This window comes from Microbacterium sp. GXF0217, assembly GCF_054798195.1.
Genome location: NZ_JBSJZG010000003.1, coordinates 598,847 through 613,812, shown reverse-complemented (window position 1 = coordinate 613,812; position 14,966 = coordinate 598,847). Strand labels below are relative to the sequence as shown.

General features: G+C 68.9%; 13 protein-coding genes and 1 riboswitch. Of the genes, 1 reads left to right on the top strand and 12 read right to left on the bottom strand.

Annotated features, from left to right (window positions below):
• The first annotated feature begins 397 nt into the window (after positions 1-397).
• Positions 398-1,606: a CoA transferase gene (locus ACWAT3_RS09055; protein WP_460797713.1), complete on the top strand. Its 1,209-nt coding sequence runs from the start codon at positions 398-400 to the stop codon at positions 1,604-1,606.
• On the opposite strand, the gene ACWAT3_RS09050 is transcribed toward ACWAT3_RS09055, so the two are convergent.
• The 12 genes from ACWAT3_RS09050 to ACWAT3_RS08995 form a co-directional block, all read right to left on the bottom strand.
• The gene (locus tag ACWAT3_RS09050) at positions 1,607-2,392 is read right to left on the bottom strand and encodes a DUF4184 family protein (RefSeq protein WP_460797711.1); all 786 of its coding nucleotides are present in this window, start codon (positions 2,390-2,392) and stop codon (positions 1,607-1,609) included. It lies immediately after the preceding gene.
• 3 nt (positions 2,393-2,395) lie between these two features.
• Complete coding sequence (tyrS, locus tag ACWAT3_RS09045; protein ID WP_460797709.1) at positions 2,396-3,697, bottom strand: tyrosine--tRNA ligase; 1,302 nt, start codon at positions 3,695-3,697, stop codon at positions 2,396-2,398.
• 36 nt (positions 3,698-3,733) lie between these two features.
• Complete coding sequence (locus ACWAT3_RS09040; protein ID WP_460797707.1) at positions 3,734-4,519, bottom strand: hypothetical protein; 786 nt, start codon at positions 4,517-4,519, stop codon at positions 3,734-3,736.
• Positions 4,516-5,160, bottom strand: a complete 645-nt coding sequence (locus tag ACWAT3_RS09035) for a SatD family protein (protein ID WP_460797705.1) — start codon at positions 5,158-5,160, stop codon at positions 4,516-4,518. The genes ACWAT3_RS09040 and ACWAT3_RS09035 overlap by 4 nt, the downstream gene beginning before the upstream one ends.
• A gap of 93 nt (positions 5,161-5,253) precedes the next feature.
• Entirely contained in the window at positions 5,254-6,684 is a 1,431-nt protein-coding gene (gene argH / locus ACWAT3_RS09030) for an argininosuccinate lyase (RefSeq protein ID WP_460797703.1), read from the bottom strand.
• Positions 6,681-7,784, bottom strand: a complete 1,104-nt coding sequence (locus ACWAT3_RS09025) for a heparan-alpha-glucosaminide N-acetyltransferase domain-containing protein (RefSeq protein ID WP_460797701.1) — start codon at positions 7,782-7,784, stop codon at positions 6,681-6,683. The genes argH and ACWAT3_RS09025 overlap by 4 nt, the downstream gene beginning before the upstream one ends.
• 4 nt (positions 7,785-7,788) lie before the next feature.
• On the bottom strand, positions 7,789-8,712 hold the full coding sequence (gene argF / locus ACWAT3_RS09020; protein WP_460797699.1) for an ornithine carbamoyltransferase: 924 nt from the start codon (positions 8,710-8,712) through the stop codon (positions 7,789-7,791).
• On the bottom strand, positions 8,709-9,926 hold the full coding sequence (locus ACWAT3_RS09015; RefSeq protein ID WP_460797698.1) for an acetylornithine transaminase: 1,218 nt from the start codon (positions 9,924-9,926) through the stop codon (positions 8,709-8,711). The genes argF and ACWAT3_RS09015 overlap by 4 nt, the downstream gene beginning before the upstream one ends.
• Complete coding sequence (gene argB / locus ACWAT3_RS09010) at positions 9,923-10,837, bottom strand: acetylglutamate kinase (protein WP_460797696.1); 915 nt, start codon at positions 10,835-10,837, stop codon at positions 9,923-9,925. Before argB ends, ACWAT3_RS09015 begins: the two co-directional genes overlap by 4 nt.
• The gene (argJ, locus tag ACWAT3_RS09005) at positions 10,834-11,991 is read right to left on the bottom strand and encodes a bifunctional glutamate N-acetyltransferase/amino-acid acetyltransferase ArgJ (protein ID WP_460797694.1); all 1,158 of its coding nucleotides are present in this window, start codon (positions 11,989-11,991) and stop codon (positions 10,834-10,836) included. Before argJ ends, argB begins: the two co-directional genes overlap by 4 nt.
• The gene (gene argC, locus ACWAT3_RS09000; protein WP_460797692.1) at positions 11,988-13,031 is read right to left on the bottom strand and encodes an N-acetyl-gamma-glutamyl-phosphate reductase; all 1,044 of its coding nucleotides are present in this window, start codon (positions 13,029-13,031) and stop codon (positions 11,988-11,990) included. The genes argJ and argC overlap by 4 nt, the downstream gene beginning before the upstream one ends.
• Before the next feature lie 265 nt (positions 13,032-13,296).
• Positions 13,297-14,856 (bottom strand): bifunctional hydroxymethylpyrimidine kinase/phosphomethylpyrimidine kinase, encoded by a 1,560-nt coding sequence (locus ACWAT3_RS08995; protein ID WP_460797690.1) that lies wholly within the window; start codon positions 14,854-14,856, stop codon positions 13,297-13,299.
• Positions 14,848-14,941: riboswitch (TPP riboswitch) on the bottom strand. Its footprint overlaps the gene before it by 9 nt.
• Positions 14,942-14,966 lie beyond the last annotated feature (25 nt).

Genomic DNA, 14,966 nt, shown 5'->3' with positions numbered 1-14,966 from the left:
GAGACGAGGATAATTTGGCATTTGACAAGTGCACGCTGTTGAGTTCTCAAGGATCAGACGCTCCCCCGACCCAGCCTCACGACCAGGCCCGAAGGGCAACTTCTCTATCTTACCTCGCTTGATCCGTTTGTCAAATCGACGCGCCGAGCGAACTCGGCCCGCGATCCGAGGATCACAAGGCATCCCGTAAACAATCTCGCACCGGAGTGTGTGAACTGTTTTCGGGAGGTGTTCCGCCACTTGAGGGGAGCTGACCTGCTGGTCTCTCTCAACCCTGTGGGGCGAACAGGTAATAACTTACGCTGGATCCGGGGGTCGGGCAAATCCAGGCGGACCCCCGGGCGTGTCGCCTGGATTTCCGGGGCCTTCGCGCTGGGAGCGGTCGTACGATCGGGCCATGCAGACCCTCCCGTCTCGTCTCTCCGTCGACGCCCTCGCCTCTGCGAGCGTGCTTGCGCTGTGTCGCGCCGCCCGGCATCCCGCAGTGGATGAGACGCGGATCGATGCGCGCCGCCTCGCCGCCGCGTACCGGAGCGATCGATATCTCACCGTCGACAGCCACTCCCCCGAGGTGTGGTCTCCGATGTCGGGGTTCTGGCGCGTCGCCGACGGCTGGGTCCGGACCCATGGAAACTACCCTCATCACGCGCACGCTCTTCGAATTGCGCTCGACCTCGGCTCGGATGCCGGGGCCGATGCCCTCGCAGCCGCGCTGGCGGACCGCTCGATGCAGGACGCCGTCGCGCGCATCGCGGGTGCGGGCGGCCTCGCCGTCCCGGTACGGCCCGAGAACCCGGACACGGACCGAGCACTCCAGGACACCCCGCTGGTCGAGTCCGTCGACACCGGCCAGCCGGCCAGACAGCGGTCCGTCCCTCGGCGCGGTCTCGACGGCATTCGTGTTCTCGATCTCACGCGAGTGATCGCGGGTCCCGTGTGCACCCGGACGCTCGCTCTTCTCGGCGCGGACGTCCTTCGCGTCGATCCGCCGGGGCTCGCGGAACCGACCTGGCAGCACCTCGATACCGGACACGGCAAACGCTCGACGATTCTCGATGCGCGTTCCGCCCGCTTCCAAGAGCTCCTCGGCGCGGCCGATGTCCTCGTCCTCGGATACCGGCCGTCCTCGCTCGCCCGCCTCGGGCTGACACGCGAGGATCTGGCAGATCGGCATCCGGGTCTCATCGTCGCCGAGCTGAGCGCCTGGGGGCACGAGCATCCTGATCGACGCGGATTCGACAGCCTCGTCCAGGCCGAGTCCGGCATCGCGATGGTCGAGTCCCCGGACGGAGATCGCCCGGGGGTGCTTCCCGCACAGGCCCTGGATCATTCCGCCGGCTATCTGCTCGCCGCCGGGATCTGCGATGCCGTCCATGCTGAGGACGGCATCGCACGCGCGGTCCGCACCTCACTGCGACGCATCGCCGCCGAGTTGCTCGGGATGCCGCGCACCGCCGAACCCCACCCGGCACCGCCGGTCGACCCGGCCGCGCACACCCAGGGGTTCCTGGTCGACGGCCACGCGGTCACGACTGCGCGATCCGCGATTCCCGGCCTCGAGTTCGAGGCGCCCCGAGCCTGGGGACGGGACTCCGCGGTCTGGTGATCAGCGGGCGCTCCGCCGAATCCCGATAACCACGCAGAGCACTGCGGTGAGCCCTCCCCACACCGCGCATGCCGGCGGGAGGACCCGATAGGCCAGGTGCTGCACCGTGAATTCATCGGTGAACGGACCGAACGCGATCATCCCGGCGACCCATGCGACCACGAGCACAGCCGGCAGCGACAGCCACCACGCGACGCGCACCCCACCAGGCAGCAGTCGGACGAGCTCGGCACGCGGCATCCGATGGCGCAGCCAGACGAGCATCCAGACGCCGACGATGAGCAGGCCGACCACGCTGGAGCCGTGCTGCAGCCATTTGAATCCGGGCAACGGGCCCCACTCGGCATCCAGAATCGGAAGCAGTTGGCTGCCCCAGCGCCCCTCGTGCGTGAACAGGTCCCAGAGGATGTGCGATGCGACGCCGATCAGCAGGGATGCCGCCAGCAGCAGCGGATACCCGCGCGACTCCCCCGCGCCGAGCGCCTGTCGCACGGCCGTCGATGGCTTCTGCTCCCACTCACGCGGAAGGCGGGCAGCGATGAAGGACGGTGCGAGCTCCCCCGCGGCCGGCCGCAGCAGGAGCCGCCAGAGCAGGAACAGCGCGAATGCGATGACGCCCGTCCACAGCAGGTTCGCCCAGGTGTGGGTGAAGCCGTACCCTAGACCGATGCCGCGGAGGAACAGCGGAAGATCCGGCGTCATCGCGCCGATCGCGATCGCTGCGGGGATCAGCGGCGTGCGCACGAACGGCAGCGCGATGACCGCGTGGCTCGGCGTGAACGGCACGGGTCAGCCGATGAACACGCCCGCGAGCGTCTTCTTCCCTCGCCGGAGCACTGAGACGCCGCCGGGCAGGGTGCCCTGCACCACGGCCGACTCGTCCTCCACGCGAACGCCGTCCAGCGTCACTCCGCCCTGGCCGATGGCCCGACGCGCCTCACCGTTGGAGGACACCAGCTCTGTTGCGACCAGCGCCTCGATGATCGGAGTGCCGGCGGCCACCGTCGCGTTCGGCAGCTCCGCCAGGGCGGAGCGCAGCGTCTCAGCATCCAGTGCCGTCAGATCGCCCTGACCGAACAGCGCGTCGGATGCTGCGATCACGGCGGCGGTCGCATCGACGCCGTGCACGGTCGCGACCACCTCGAGCGCGAGGCGCTTCTGAGCGGCGCGACGGAACGGCTCCGTCTCGACCAGCGCTGCGTACTCCTCGATCTCAGCCTTGGTCAGGAAAGTGAAGACCTTGAGACGCTCAACGACGTCGGCATCGGCCGTGCTCAACCAGAACTGGTAGAACGCATACGGACTGGTCATGTCCGCGTTGATCCAGATCGCGTTGCCCTCGCTCTTGCCGAACTTGGTGCCGTCGCTGTTCGTGATGAGCGGTGTGCCGATCGCGTGCACCGACGTGCTCTCCACACGATGGATCAGGTCGGTTCCGCTGGTGAGGTTGCCCCACTGATCGCTGCCGCCGGTCTGCAGCACGCAGCCGTACTGGCGGTACAGCTCAAGGAAGTCCAGTCCCTGAAGGATCTGGTAGCTGAATTCGGTGTAGCTGATACCGGCATCCGAGTTCAGGCGCGCGGCGACGGCATCCTTCTTCAGCATCGTGCCGACACGGTAGTGCTTGCCGATCTCGCGCAGGAAGTCGATGGCGGACAGCGGTGCCGTCCAGTCCAGGTTGTTGACCATGCGCGCGGCGTTGTCGCCCTCGAAGCTCAGGTAGCGCTCGACCTGCCCGCGCAGACTGTCCACCCACTCGGCGACGGTCTCCCTGGTGTTCAGGGTGCGTTCTGCCGTCGGACGCGGGTCTCCGATGAGGCCGGTCGACCCTCCGACGAGTCCGAGCGGCTTGTGTCCCGCCAGCTGCAGCCGACGCAGCAGAAGCAGCTGCACGAGATGCCCGAGGTGCAGACTCGGAGCGGTCGGGTCGAAGCCGCAGTAATACGTGATCGGGTCCCCGGCGAGAAGGGCGCGCAGCGCCTCCTGATCGGTGGACACGTGGACGAGGCCGCGCCAGACGATCTCATCCCACACGTTCTCGAACGCGGGATCGATCGCCTGCGGGGCAGTCGTCAGAGCGGAATTCGACACGCGTTCCAGGCTATCAGCGCGGCACCTGCCGGACGATCAGGCGTGCACGCCCCACCACACCAGGAACGCCGCGCCCAACGCGATCACCCAGCTGACCAGGCTGCCGACCAGGAAGTACTCCGCGCGCGCCCCGGTCTCGCCGTCCTTGGAGATCTCGGGGAAGCGCACGATGCCCTTCGCCGCCAGCATTGCGGCCAGGATCGGGTACGCGGCAGTCAGGGTGAGCATGAACACGATCACGCGCTCGAGCGGTCCGATCAGGCGTCCGCCCTTGAACCCGCCGCGCTGCGTCGGCTGCGCCGGCTCGACTGCGGCCGAGTCGGAATCGTCCGCCGCGACGTCGGCTGCCGTCGTCGGCGCACCCGGGGCGATCCCCGCGTCATCCGGTCGCCAGGTGTGCTCGCCGGACAGCGCAGCCCTGACGACGAGATTCGCCGATTCCAGCAGGAACACCACGACGCCGATGACGAGCACGGCGAGGTCGAAGGGGATCGGCCCGAACGGGGAGCCCATCCGCCAGGACAGGCCGATGATTCCCGCATCCGGCCGCGCACCGGCCCACGCCACCGAGACCGCGACGATGAAGGCGAGGCCGACCGCAGGCCAGAAGCCGAGCCGGGAATCACGCTCCCTCGGCATGGCCCGTACCCAGGCCGCTCCGACGACGATCGCGACGATCATCGGCAGCAGCGCATCCGCGACGCTGCCGAGCACGAGCAGCACGATGAGGGTCACGAGGTAGCCGATCCAGCGCGGCGGCACGAACTGGCGGACGAGATCGACCGCTCCGACGGCCAGCAGCAGGAATCCGGCGAGGATCATGAGGCCGCCCCTCTCAGCTGCGCGACTCCTTCGATCAGCGCGGCTGCTCCGGCGCTGCGCAGCGACTTGGACACGCTCGGCTGGGTGATCCCCTCGGTGCGCGCGAGCTCGGCCTGCGGGGTACCGGTGAGACGCCCGTATGTGAGCCGTCGCTCCCGCTCGCTCATGTCGCCGACCAGTTCGTCACGGGTCAGCAGGTAGGCGTTCGATGCGGCGATCAGCGGCTCCATGACCTCATCCTGCCCCGGGGCACCGACGATCCATGTGCGCATGCGCGGCACGGCGCGCTGCTCGCGGGCGTGCACCGTCTCGATCGCCTCGCGCGCCGCGTACCAGCCTGGTCCGTCCGAGAGGGCGCCGTGCGCGGAATCAATCGCGCGGATCTCTCCCACCCCGATCCCGAAGCGGAACGAGATCCCGTCCGGAAGTGCGAGCTGAAGCATGAGCAGCGACGTCAGCGCATCGCCGAGCCGTGTGTAGACCGCCTGCTGCTCGTCGCCAACGGTGGGCGTCAGCGGCTGCGTCGCGAGCGGGAGATCCGCTTCCACGCGCGCGATGGCTTCATCGAGCACGCGCTGGGCGGATGCGCGGTCCTCGAGACGACGGGAGCCGACGATGTCGGCGATCACAGCGATGACCATGGCATAACCATAACACGCATGTGTTCGTTATATGCGCTAATAAGTTATTTGATTCAAATATGCGCCATGAGCGCATTCACTGATGGGTACGCGTCACAGCCCCAGAGCGTGCGCCGCCTTCTGCGCACGGGCGATGAGCTCGGCGCGCTGCTCCGCGACGCGGACCCCGGCCGTCCCGCCGGTTCCGGTCCGCGAGGCGACCGACCCCTCGATCGACAGCACTTCCCGCACCTCGGGGACGAGGTGCGGCGAGACCGAGAGCAGCAATTCGTCCGAAGCATCCTCCAGGCCGATCCCCTGCTCCTCGCACGCGCGCACGAGCGCACCGGAGATCTCGTGCGCGTCACGGAAGGGCACGCGGCGCTTCACGAGCCACTCGGCCACATCGGTCGCGAGCGAGAAGCCCTGCGGGGCCAGCTCGGCCATCCGCGCGGTGTCGAAGCGGAGCGTCGCGATCATCCCGGCGAACGCGGGCAGAACGACCTCGAGCGTCCGCACGGAGTCGAACACCGGCTCCTTGTCCTCCTGCAGATCGCGGTTGTACGCGAGCGGAAGTCCCTTGAGCGTCGCCATGAGGCCGGACAGGTTGCCGATCAGCCGACCGGACTTGCCTCTGGCGAGCTCGGCGATGTCGGGGTTCTTCTTCTGCGGCATGATGCTCGAGCCTGTCGAGTAGCCGTCGTGCAGCGTGACGAAGCCGAACTCGCGCGTGTTCCAGAGGATGATCTCCTCGCTCAGACGCGAGAGGTCGATTCCGGTCATCGCGGCGATGAACGCGAACTCGGCGACCACGTCGCGCGCGGCCGTGCCATCGAGGGAGTTCTCCGCCGGGCGATCGAGTCCGAGCTCGGAAGCGACCAGCGCCGGGTCGAGCCCGAGCGTGGAGCCGGCGAGCGCTCCCCCGCCGTACGGCGAGACGGCGGCGCGGACGCGCCAGTCGACGAGGCGCTCGAGCTCGCGCACCAGCGGCCAGCCATGCGCCTGCAGGTGGTGGGCGAGCAGTACGGGTTGCGCATGCTGCAGGTGAGTGCGTCCGGGCAGGATTGCCTCGGGGTGGGCCTCGGCCTGGGCGACCAGCGCGTCGATCACGCGCAGCAGGTCCCGGGCGATGACCTTCGCGTGGTCGATCAGGTACATCCGCACGAGCGTCGCGATCTGGTCGTTGCGGCTGCGACCGGCGCGGAGACGGCCGCCCAGCTCCGGTCCGAGTTCGACGATCAGCGCCTGCTCGAGAGCGCCGTGGACGTCCTCGTCGGTGGGATGCGGGACGATCGCCCCGTCGGCGACCTTGCGGGCCACGGCATCCAGGCCCTCGTGCATGCGACGGGCCTCATCGGGCTCGAGGTAACCGGCCGCCTCGAGAGCCGTGGCGTGCGCATGCGAACCGGCGATGTCGTAGGGGGCGAGGACCCAGTCGAAGTGCGTGGAACGGCTCAGCTCCACCAGTTCAGGCGACGGTCCGCTCGCGAATCGTGCGCCCCAGAGCGCGCCCTCGTTCGTACCGTCGTGCTTCGCCTCGCTCATGGATTCAGCCTACCGATCCCGCGGGGCCGTCCTGGTACGGCGACCTTCGCCGTACGGTCGAACAACCACTCCAGCGGCCCGCGCCCGATGAGCAGCGCCCATGCCGTGCAGCCGACGATCGTGCCGATCGTGAGCGGCCAGAACGGCTCCATCGCGCGGAAGGCGACAAGATCACCAGTATCGCCGAACGTCGCCAGTGCCACCACCGCCCAGATGAGCAGTTGAGCCGCGTACGCCGTCAGCGGCATGGCGCCGGTGGCGCGCAACGGGAGCAGGAGCATCCGGACCGCATCCAGCCGGCAGATCAGCAGACAGGCTCCGATCACCGCGATCGCGAAGCCGCCGGTGCCGAAGACCTCGAACATCCCCGACGAATGCGGAACGGCGGTCAGGACCCGCTGGAGGTACAGCGAATCGGACGGCCCCGAGAACCCGGCGTACCCCACCACGGCGAGAGCTGTTCCGGCTGCCAGCATCCAGAGCTGGGTGCGCAGACGGCTCACGTCGGCACGCGCGATGCCGAGCCCCGCGAGCACGAAGGCGATCCACACCGGGAACGGGTAGTTCCAGCCCAACGCGGCCGAGAACTCGCCGCCGAACGGCCCTGACCACAGCGGCAGTTCGTCCAGCAGCGGCTGCACGAACGCCATCACGGCGCCGATCCCGGCCGCGGCCCACAGCACGGTGCTCGACGACACGGTCGTGAACGGCAGGACGAGCAGGAAGAGGATCGCATAGGCGGGCAGGATCACGTACACCGGCACGCCGGTGAGGATGAGCAGGATGCCGGTGAGCCACAGCATCCCGGCACGCACGGCCAGCCGACCGCGCGCGGTGCGCATGCGGTCACCCGTGAGCGGGACGGCGCCTCCCGTCACCAGGCCGACCGAGACGCCCGCGAGCGTCGCGAACAGGATGGACGAACGGCCGTCGACGATGAAAAGCCAAGTCGACGGGTCCGTCCAGTCCCAGTGATCGGCCGTGACGAGCAGATGCGCCGCGAACATGCCGATGACCGCGAGACTGCGGGCGAGGTCGACGCCGCCGATGCGCGCGGGGCCGTTCAACCGCTCCCACCGGTCGGACAGCCCGCGCGCCATCCGTTCAGCCCTGCCGGAGCAGCCAGACGAGCAGCGCCTTCTGCGCGTGCAGTCGGTTCTCGGCTTCGTCCCACACCACGCTCTGCGGGCCGTCGATGACGTCGGAGTCCACCTCGTAGCCGCGATCGGCCGGGAGGCAGTGGATGAAGATGGCTTCCGGATCCGCGATCTGCATGGTCTCGGGGGTGACCTTGTAACCGCCGAGATCCCGGATGCGCGCGAGCTTCTCCTCCTCCTTGCCCATCGACACCCACGTGTCGGTGACGACGACGTCCGCGCCGGCCGCGGCCTCGTTCGCGTCGGTGTAGAGGGTGATGGAGCCACCGGTCTCGGCGGCACGACGATCGGCCGCCTCGATCACGTCAGCGCGCGGCGCGTAGTCGTCGGGCGACGCGATGCGCACGTGCATGCCGGCGGTGACGCCGGCGAGCGCGTACGAGTGCGCCATGTTGCTCTGTCCGTCGCCGAAGAATGTCAGCGTCAGCCCCGTGAGGTCGCCCTTGTGCTCTCGGATCGTGAGCAGGTCGGCGAGCAGCTGGCACGGGTGGAAGTCGTCGGACAGCGCGTTGACGACCGGGACGCGCGTCCCGGCGGCCATCTCCTCGAGCCCCGCCTGCGCATACGTGCGCCACACGATCGCCGCGACCTGGCGCTCGAGCACCCTGGCCGTGTCGCTCGGGGTCTCCTTGCCGCCCAGCTGGCTGCTGGCGGTGCTGATGATCAGCGGCGAACCGCCGAGGTCCGCGATGCCCACCGCGAACGACACGCGGGTACGGGTCGACGACTTGTCGAAGATCACGGCGACGGTCTGGGGGCCAGCGAGCGACTTATCGGCCCAGCGGTCCTTCTTCAGCTCGACGGCGAGATCGAGGATCTCGGCCTGCTCTGCGGGAGTCAGGTCGTCATCACGCAGCAGGTGACGGGTCATGCGGATACCCCTTCGGTCTCGGATGCCGCGAGCGTCGCCTGCACGTCGGCAAGCGAGTCGGCGAACAGCGTCTGGAATTCTTCGATCTCGGCATCCCCGATCGTGAGCGCCGGAGCGATGCGGATCGTCTCCGGGTTCGCGGCGTTGATGATCAGTCCGCGGTTCTGAGCGGCGGCGACGACCGCTCCGGCGACGGGCGCGTTCAGCGCGACGCCGATCAGAAGCCCCTTGCCGCGGGTGCCGGTGACGAGCGGCGAGCCGATCCCGTCGATGACGGTCCGCAGCTGCGCGCCGCGCGCGGCGGCGTTCTCGACGAGACCCGCGCGCTCGATCTCGGCGAGAACGGCATCCGCCACCGCCGTGCCCAGCGGGTTGCCGCCGAACGTCGAACCGTGCGATCCGGGTGTGAACAGCGAGCTCGCCGCACCGAACGTGACGAGGGCGCCGATCGGAAACCCGCCGCCGATGCCCTTGGCGAGCGTGATAGCGTCCGGGGTGATGCCCTCGTGACTGAATCCGAACCAGGCGCCAGTGCGTCCGGCGCCGGTCTGGATCTCGTCGATGATCAGCAGGGCGCCGTGCGCGAGCGTCAGCGAACGCGCCGCGGCGAGGTAGCCCTCCGGCAGTTCGACGACGCCAGCCTCGCCCTGGATGGGCTCGACGATGACAGCCGCGACACGGTCGTCCATCGCGGCCTCGAGTGCCTCGATGGTCGCCGGGATGTGCTCGACACCGCCGGGCATGGGCTCGAACGGAGCGCGCATGCTGGTCTTCGCCGTCATCGCGAGCGAGCCCATCGTCCGACCGTGGAATCCGTTCTCGAGAGCGATGATCCGCGGGCGCTCCGCGCCGCCGTGCAGGCGGGCGAGCTTGAACGCGGCCTCGTTCGCCTCAGCGCCGGAGTTCGAGAAGTACACCCGACCGTCGATGCCGGCGCCGGCCAGGCGCTTCAGTCGAGCGGCGAGCGCCAGCTGCGGCGGGGTCGCGAAGTAGTTCGACACATGGGCGAGGGTCGCCGCCTGCCGCGAGATCGCCTCGACGAACACCGGGTGCGCGTGACCGAGCGAGGTGACGGCGATCCCGGCGAGGAAGTCGAGGTAGCGACGGTCGTCGCCGTCGTACAGGTGCGAGCCCTCACCGCGGGTGAGCAGCTCCAGCCGGTCTCCTGCGTTGAGCACCAGATCGCGCGCGGCGTCCTCCTGCCAGCCGGTCATGCCTTCTTCTTCTCTCCCAGGACCACTTCGGTCCCGATTCCCTTGCTGGTGAACAGTTCGACGAGCACCGAATGCGGCACCCGCCCGTCGATGATGGCCGCGGCGTCCACGCCCTTCTCCACGGCATCCAGACACGCGCGCATCTTCGGGATCATGCCCGATTCGAGCGAGGGCAGCATCTCGATGAGATCCCCGGACGTGATGTGCGACACCAGCGAGTCCCGATTCGGCCAGTCGGCGTACAGCCCTGGCACATCTGTGAGGATCACGAGCTTGCGCGCTCCGAGCGCCGTCGCCAGGGCGGATGCCGCGGCATCCGCGTTGACGTTCAACGACTGACCAGGGTGATCGAGGTCGGGAGCGATACTCGACACCACGGGGACGCGGCCGGCCGACAGGTGATCGAGGACGGGCGTCGGGTCGACCTGGACGACGTCTCCGACGCGCCCGAGATCCACCTCCTCGCCGTCGATCACGACGCCACGACGACGACCACCGAACAGACCGGCGTCCTCACCGCTCAGTCCGGTGGCGATGGGACCGTGCGAGTTGATCTTGCCGACCAGCTGAGGGTTCACCTGGCCGGTGAGCACCATCCGAACGACGCTGATCGCCTCGGTGTTGGTGACGCGGTAGCCGCCCTTGAACTCGCTGGGGATCTCGAGCCGGTCGAGCATCTGCGAGATCTGCGGTCCGCCGCCGTGCACGACGACAGGCATCACGCCGACGTAGCGGAGATAGGCGATGTCCTGCGCGAAGGCGTCCTGGAGCTCGTCCGAGACCATCGCGTTGCCACCGTACTTGACGACGACGATCTGGTCGCGGAACTTCTTCAGCCACGGCAGCGACTCGATGAGAGTCGACGCCTTCTCGGCCGCGATGTCCGGCGTGGTGTCCTGGAGATCGGTCATGAGGAGTACGCGCTGTTCTCGTGGACGTAGTCGTGGGTGAGGTCGTTGGTGAGGATGGTCGCCTCGGCGTCGCCGACCTTCAGGTCGATGAGCACGTCGGTCGCGCGCGGCGCGAGATCGACCTCTTCCCGCGGACGGTCCGGTCCGCCCTCGGTGCACACGCGCACGCCGTTCATCCACACATCGACGTCGTACGGGTCGAACTGCGCGCTGGTCGTGCCGATCGCCGCGAGCACGCGACCCCAGTTCGGATCGTTGCCGAAGACGGCGGCCTTGAAGAGATTGTTGCGCGCCACGGAACGGCCGACATCCACAGCCTCCTGTTCGGTGGCCGCGTTCGTCACGCGGATCGTGATGTCGTGACCGGCGCCTTCGGCATCGCCCTGGAGCTTGACGGCGAGCTCCAGGCAGAGCTCGCGCAGCGCAGCGGTGAAGTCCGCCAGCTCGGGCTTCACGCCGCTCGCGGCGTTGGCGAGCAGGGTGACCTGATCGTTGGTCGACATGCAGCCGTCCGAGTCGAGACGGTCGAACGTCGTCCCGGTCGCCGACCGCAGCGCGGTGTCGGCTTCGAGCGCTTCCAGATCGGCATCCGTGGTGAGGACGACGAGCATCGTGGCGAGGCCGGGGGCGAGCATGCCCGCGCCCTTGGCCATTCCGCCGATCGTCCAGCCATCGCGCGAGATCACTGCCGTCTTCGCGACGGTGTCCGTCGTCATGATCGCGTGGGCCGCGCTGTCGCCGCCGTCGGTGGAGAGCTCGGCGATCGCCTGCGTCGTGCCGGCGAGCACCTTGGTGCGGAACACCTCGTCGCCGGTGCCGATGAGACCTGTGGAGCACACCAGCACATCGCCGGCGCTGATGTCGAGCAGCTCGGCAACCTTCTCGGCGGTCTGATGCGTCGTCTGGAACCCGAACGCTCCGGTGAAGCAGTTCGCACCGCCGGAGTTGAGGACCACGGCCTCGACGACACGATCCTGGATGACCTGTTGCGACCAGATGATCGGGTTGGCCTTGGCACGGTTGCTCGTGAAGACGGCGGCGCCGACCTTGCGCGGACCGCGGTTCACGACGACGGCGACGTCCGGCTTGCCGGTCGACTTCAGACCTGCGGCGACTCCTGCCGCCTCGAATCCTGCGGGGGCGGTGACGCTCACGGTGCGACTCCGTTCACGGTGAGGGCGCGAGCTTCGGGCAGCCCGAGCGCGATGTTCATGGATTGGATGGCAGCACCGGCGGTGCCCTTGACGAGATTGTCGACCGCGGTCACGACCGTCACGCGGTTCGCTGCGCGGTCGATCGCGAGTCCGATGAGCGCGGTGTTGGCGCCCAGGACGTCGGCCGTGCGCGGGAACTGTCCTTCGGGCAGCAGTTGGACGAACGTCTCGTCGCCGTATGCGCTCGCCCAGGCATCCCGGATCTGCGCATCGGTCGCGCCGTCGGCGATGGGTGCGGTCGAGGTCGCCAGGATGCCGCGCGACATCGGGACCAGCACGGGAGTGAACGAGATCCGCGGGTCGGCCGCACCAGCGGCGGCGAGCGCCTGCTGGATCTCGGGGATGTGCCGGTGCGTACCGCCGACCGCGTACGGGTTGGCTGTTCCGAGGATCTCGCTGCCGAGCAGGTTGGTCTTCAGGCTCTTCCCTGCACCGGAGGGACCGACGGCCAGGACCGAGACGATGTCGGAGGGATCGATGACGCCGGCGGCGACGCCCGGCACGAGGCTGAGGCTCACGGTGGAGGCGTTGCATCCGGGGGCGGCGATGCGGGTCGCGCTGCGCAGCTGCTCGCGCTGCTTCCCACCGCCCACCAGGAGCTCTGGGACGCCGTACGTCCACGCGTCGTGGAAGTGGCCGCCGTAGAACGCGTCCCACGAGGACTTCGAGGTGAGGCGGTGATCGGCGCCGGCGTCGATGACGAGGGGCACGTCGCCGAGCGCATCCGTGTACTGCCCGGACTGCCCGTGCGGCAGTGCCAGGAAGACGATGTCGTGCCCGGCGAGGATCTCGGGCGTCGTGTCCTGCAGCTCGAGGTGAGCGAGCGACCGCAGGTGCGGCTGATGCTGGATCAGCGGCTGCCCCGCGTTGGAATGCGCGGTGACGGTGCGGATGTCTATGTCGGGATGATCGGCCAGCAGGCGCAGGATCTCGCCCCCCGCATAGCCGGAGGCGCCGGAGACGGCGACGGTATACGTCATGGTTCCACCTTAACGGTCGGGATGGTCGTCGACGGAGGCGGCGACGCTCACGGCCGTGCCCGGTGCAGGCAGAAACGCGAGGTCGCCTAGAGTCGGCGGTCGCCGCGGCGTCGGCGCACCGGAGCGACGCTCGGGAGGAGCGTCAGCGAAGCGGGTGCGACCGAAGGCATGGCGCGACGATATCGCCCGCGGCGAGCTCGACGCAAATCGGCGGTGTCACACGTGTCCCTGCTCGCGCTGCGCCTGCACGAGGGAGGCGCGGCCGTCACACCACCTGCGGTGTGCGCACGGCATCCCGCAGCGGCGCGGCGAAGAACTGCAGCTCCAGCGCGCTGGAGCGCTCGAAGGCCCGGAACATCCGCGCTCTGGTCTCGGAGTCGGCCGCGGCTGCTCGCTGCGCGACGAAGGCGATCGCCTGCGTCGTCGCCTGTTCGAAGGCGGGGTCGGCGTAGGTCGAGAGCCACGAGGCGTACGGATGCCGCAGATCGCGCGCGTATTCGCCGAAAGCGCCCGCGTGCAGGCGCGTGCCCAGGTCGGTGTACAGCCAGAAGCAGGGCAGGATCGCCGCGATCAGTTCCGCGTAGTCGCCGCCGAACGCGGTCGAGCGGAGGTGGTCGAGGTACGCAGTCGTCGTCGCTGAGGGTTCGGCGCAGAAGGTGTCGGAACCCACGCCGCCCTCTGGCGTCAGCCAGGAGGCGTGCAGCTCGAGTTCTCCGACGATCGACCCCTGCGCGGAGTTCGCCCAGAACGCCTGCTCTGCCGGCGTCGGTGCGAGTCTGGCCGCCTCAGCAAGCACACGCGCGTACTCGCGCAGATACAGCGCGTCCTGGCCGAGGTAGAACAGGAAGGGCTCGCGTTCCAGCGTGCCATCGGCGAGCGCCCTGATGAAGGCGAGTTCGTCGATGCCGTCGCGGATGCCGCGGATGCGCGTCCACCACTCGTCCGCGACATCCGCGGCCGACGGGCCGACGTCGATTCCTCCCCGATTCCACAGACCGGCGAAATGACTGATCGGACCGTGCCCCTGGCCGACGTCGAGGCGTTCACCGGCCCGGAGAGATTCTCGCAACCAGGAGCGCGCCGACGCGACGGCCCCGGCGGGTGTCTCTCCCCTCGCGAGGCGAGTGGCGACGGCCGACGACAGCGAGCAGCCGGTGCCGTGTGTGTTCGTCGTCGCGATCCGCACGCCGGTGAACTCGTGCACGCCGTCGTGCGCGACGTCGACGAGCGCATCGGGGGCCTCATCTCCGGTCAGATGCCCTCCCTTCACCAGGACGGCGGCGCCGGTCTGCGCGGAGAGCGCGCGTCCGGCGGCGAGCGCGCCGGCCCAGTCCTCGACCGGCCCGCCGATCAGCACCCCGAGTTCGGCGATGTTGGGCGTGATGACGTCCGCTCGCGTCAGCAGCTCCCGCAGTGCGTCCTCGGCGTCGGCGTCGAGCAGCCGGTCGCCGCTCGTGGAAACCATCACCGGGTCAACCACGACGACCGGCGGGCGCTGCGCGTCCAGCCAGGCGATCACCGTGCGGATGACGTCGGCGTTCGCCAGCATCCCGATCTTGACGGCGTCGATGACGATGTCATCCGAGAGCGCATCGAGCTGAGCGTTCAGGAACGCGGGCGGCGGAATGTGGACGTCGCGCACGCCCCGGGTGTTCTGCGCGGTCAGCGCGGTGATGGCGGCCATGCCGTACCCGCCGTTCGCGGCGATCGATTTCAGATCGGCCTGAATGCCGGCTCCGCCGGATGGATCGCTGCCTGCGATGCTGAGCACGCGGGGCGTGCCTGCATTCGACGACTCGGAAAACGGACGCAGAAGATCGCTCATGCGCGACATCCCTTCGCTAGTACGAACTAGATCAGGTTCGACGGGTCTGTTCTCAGCCGCGGTCGCGGCACCCCGTGTCACTGCCCGCAGTCTATGCCCTGGCCAGGACC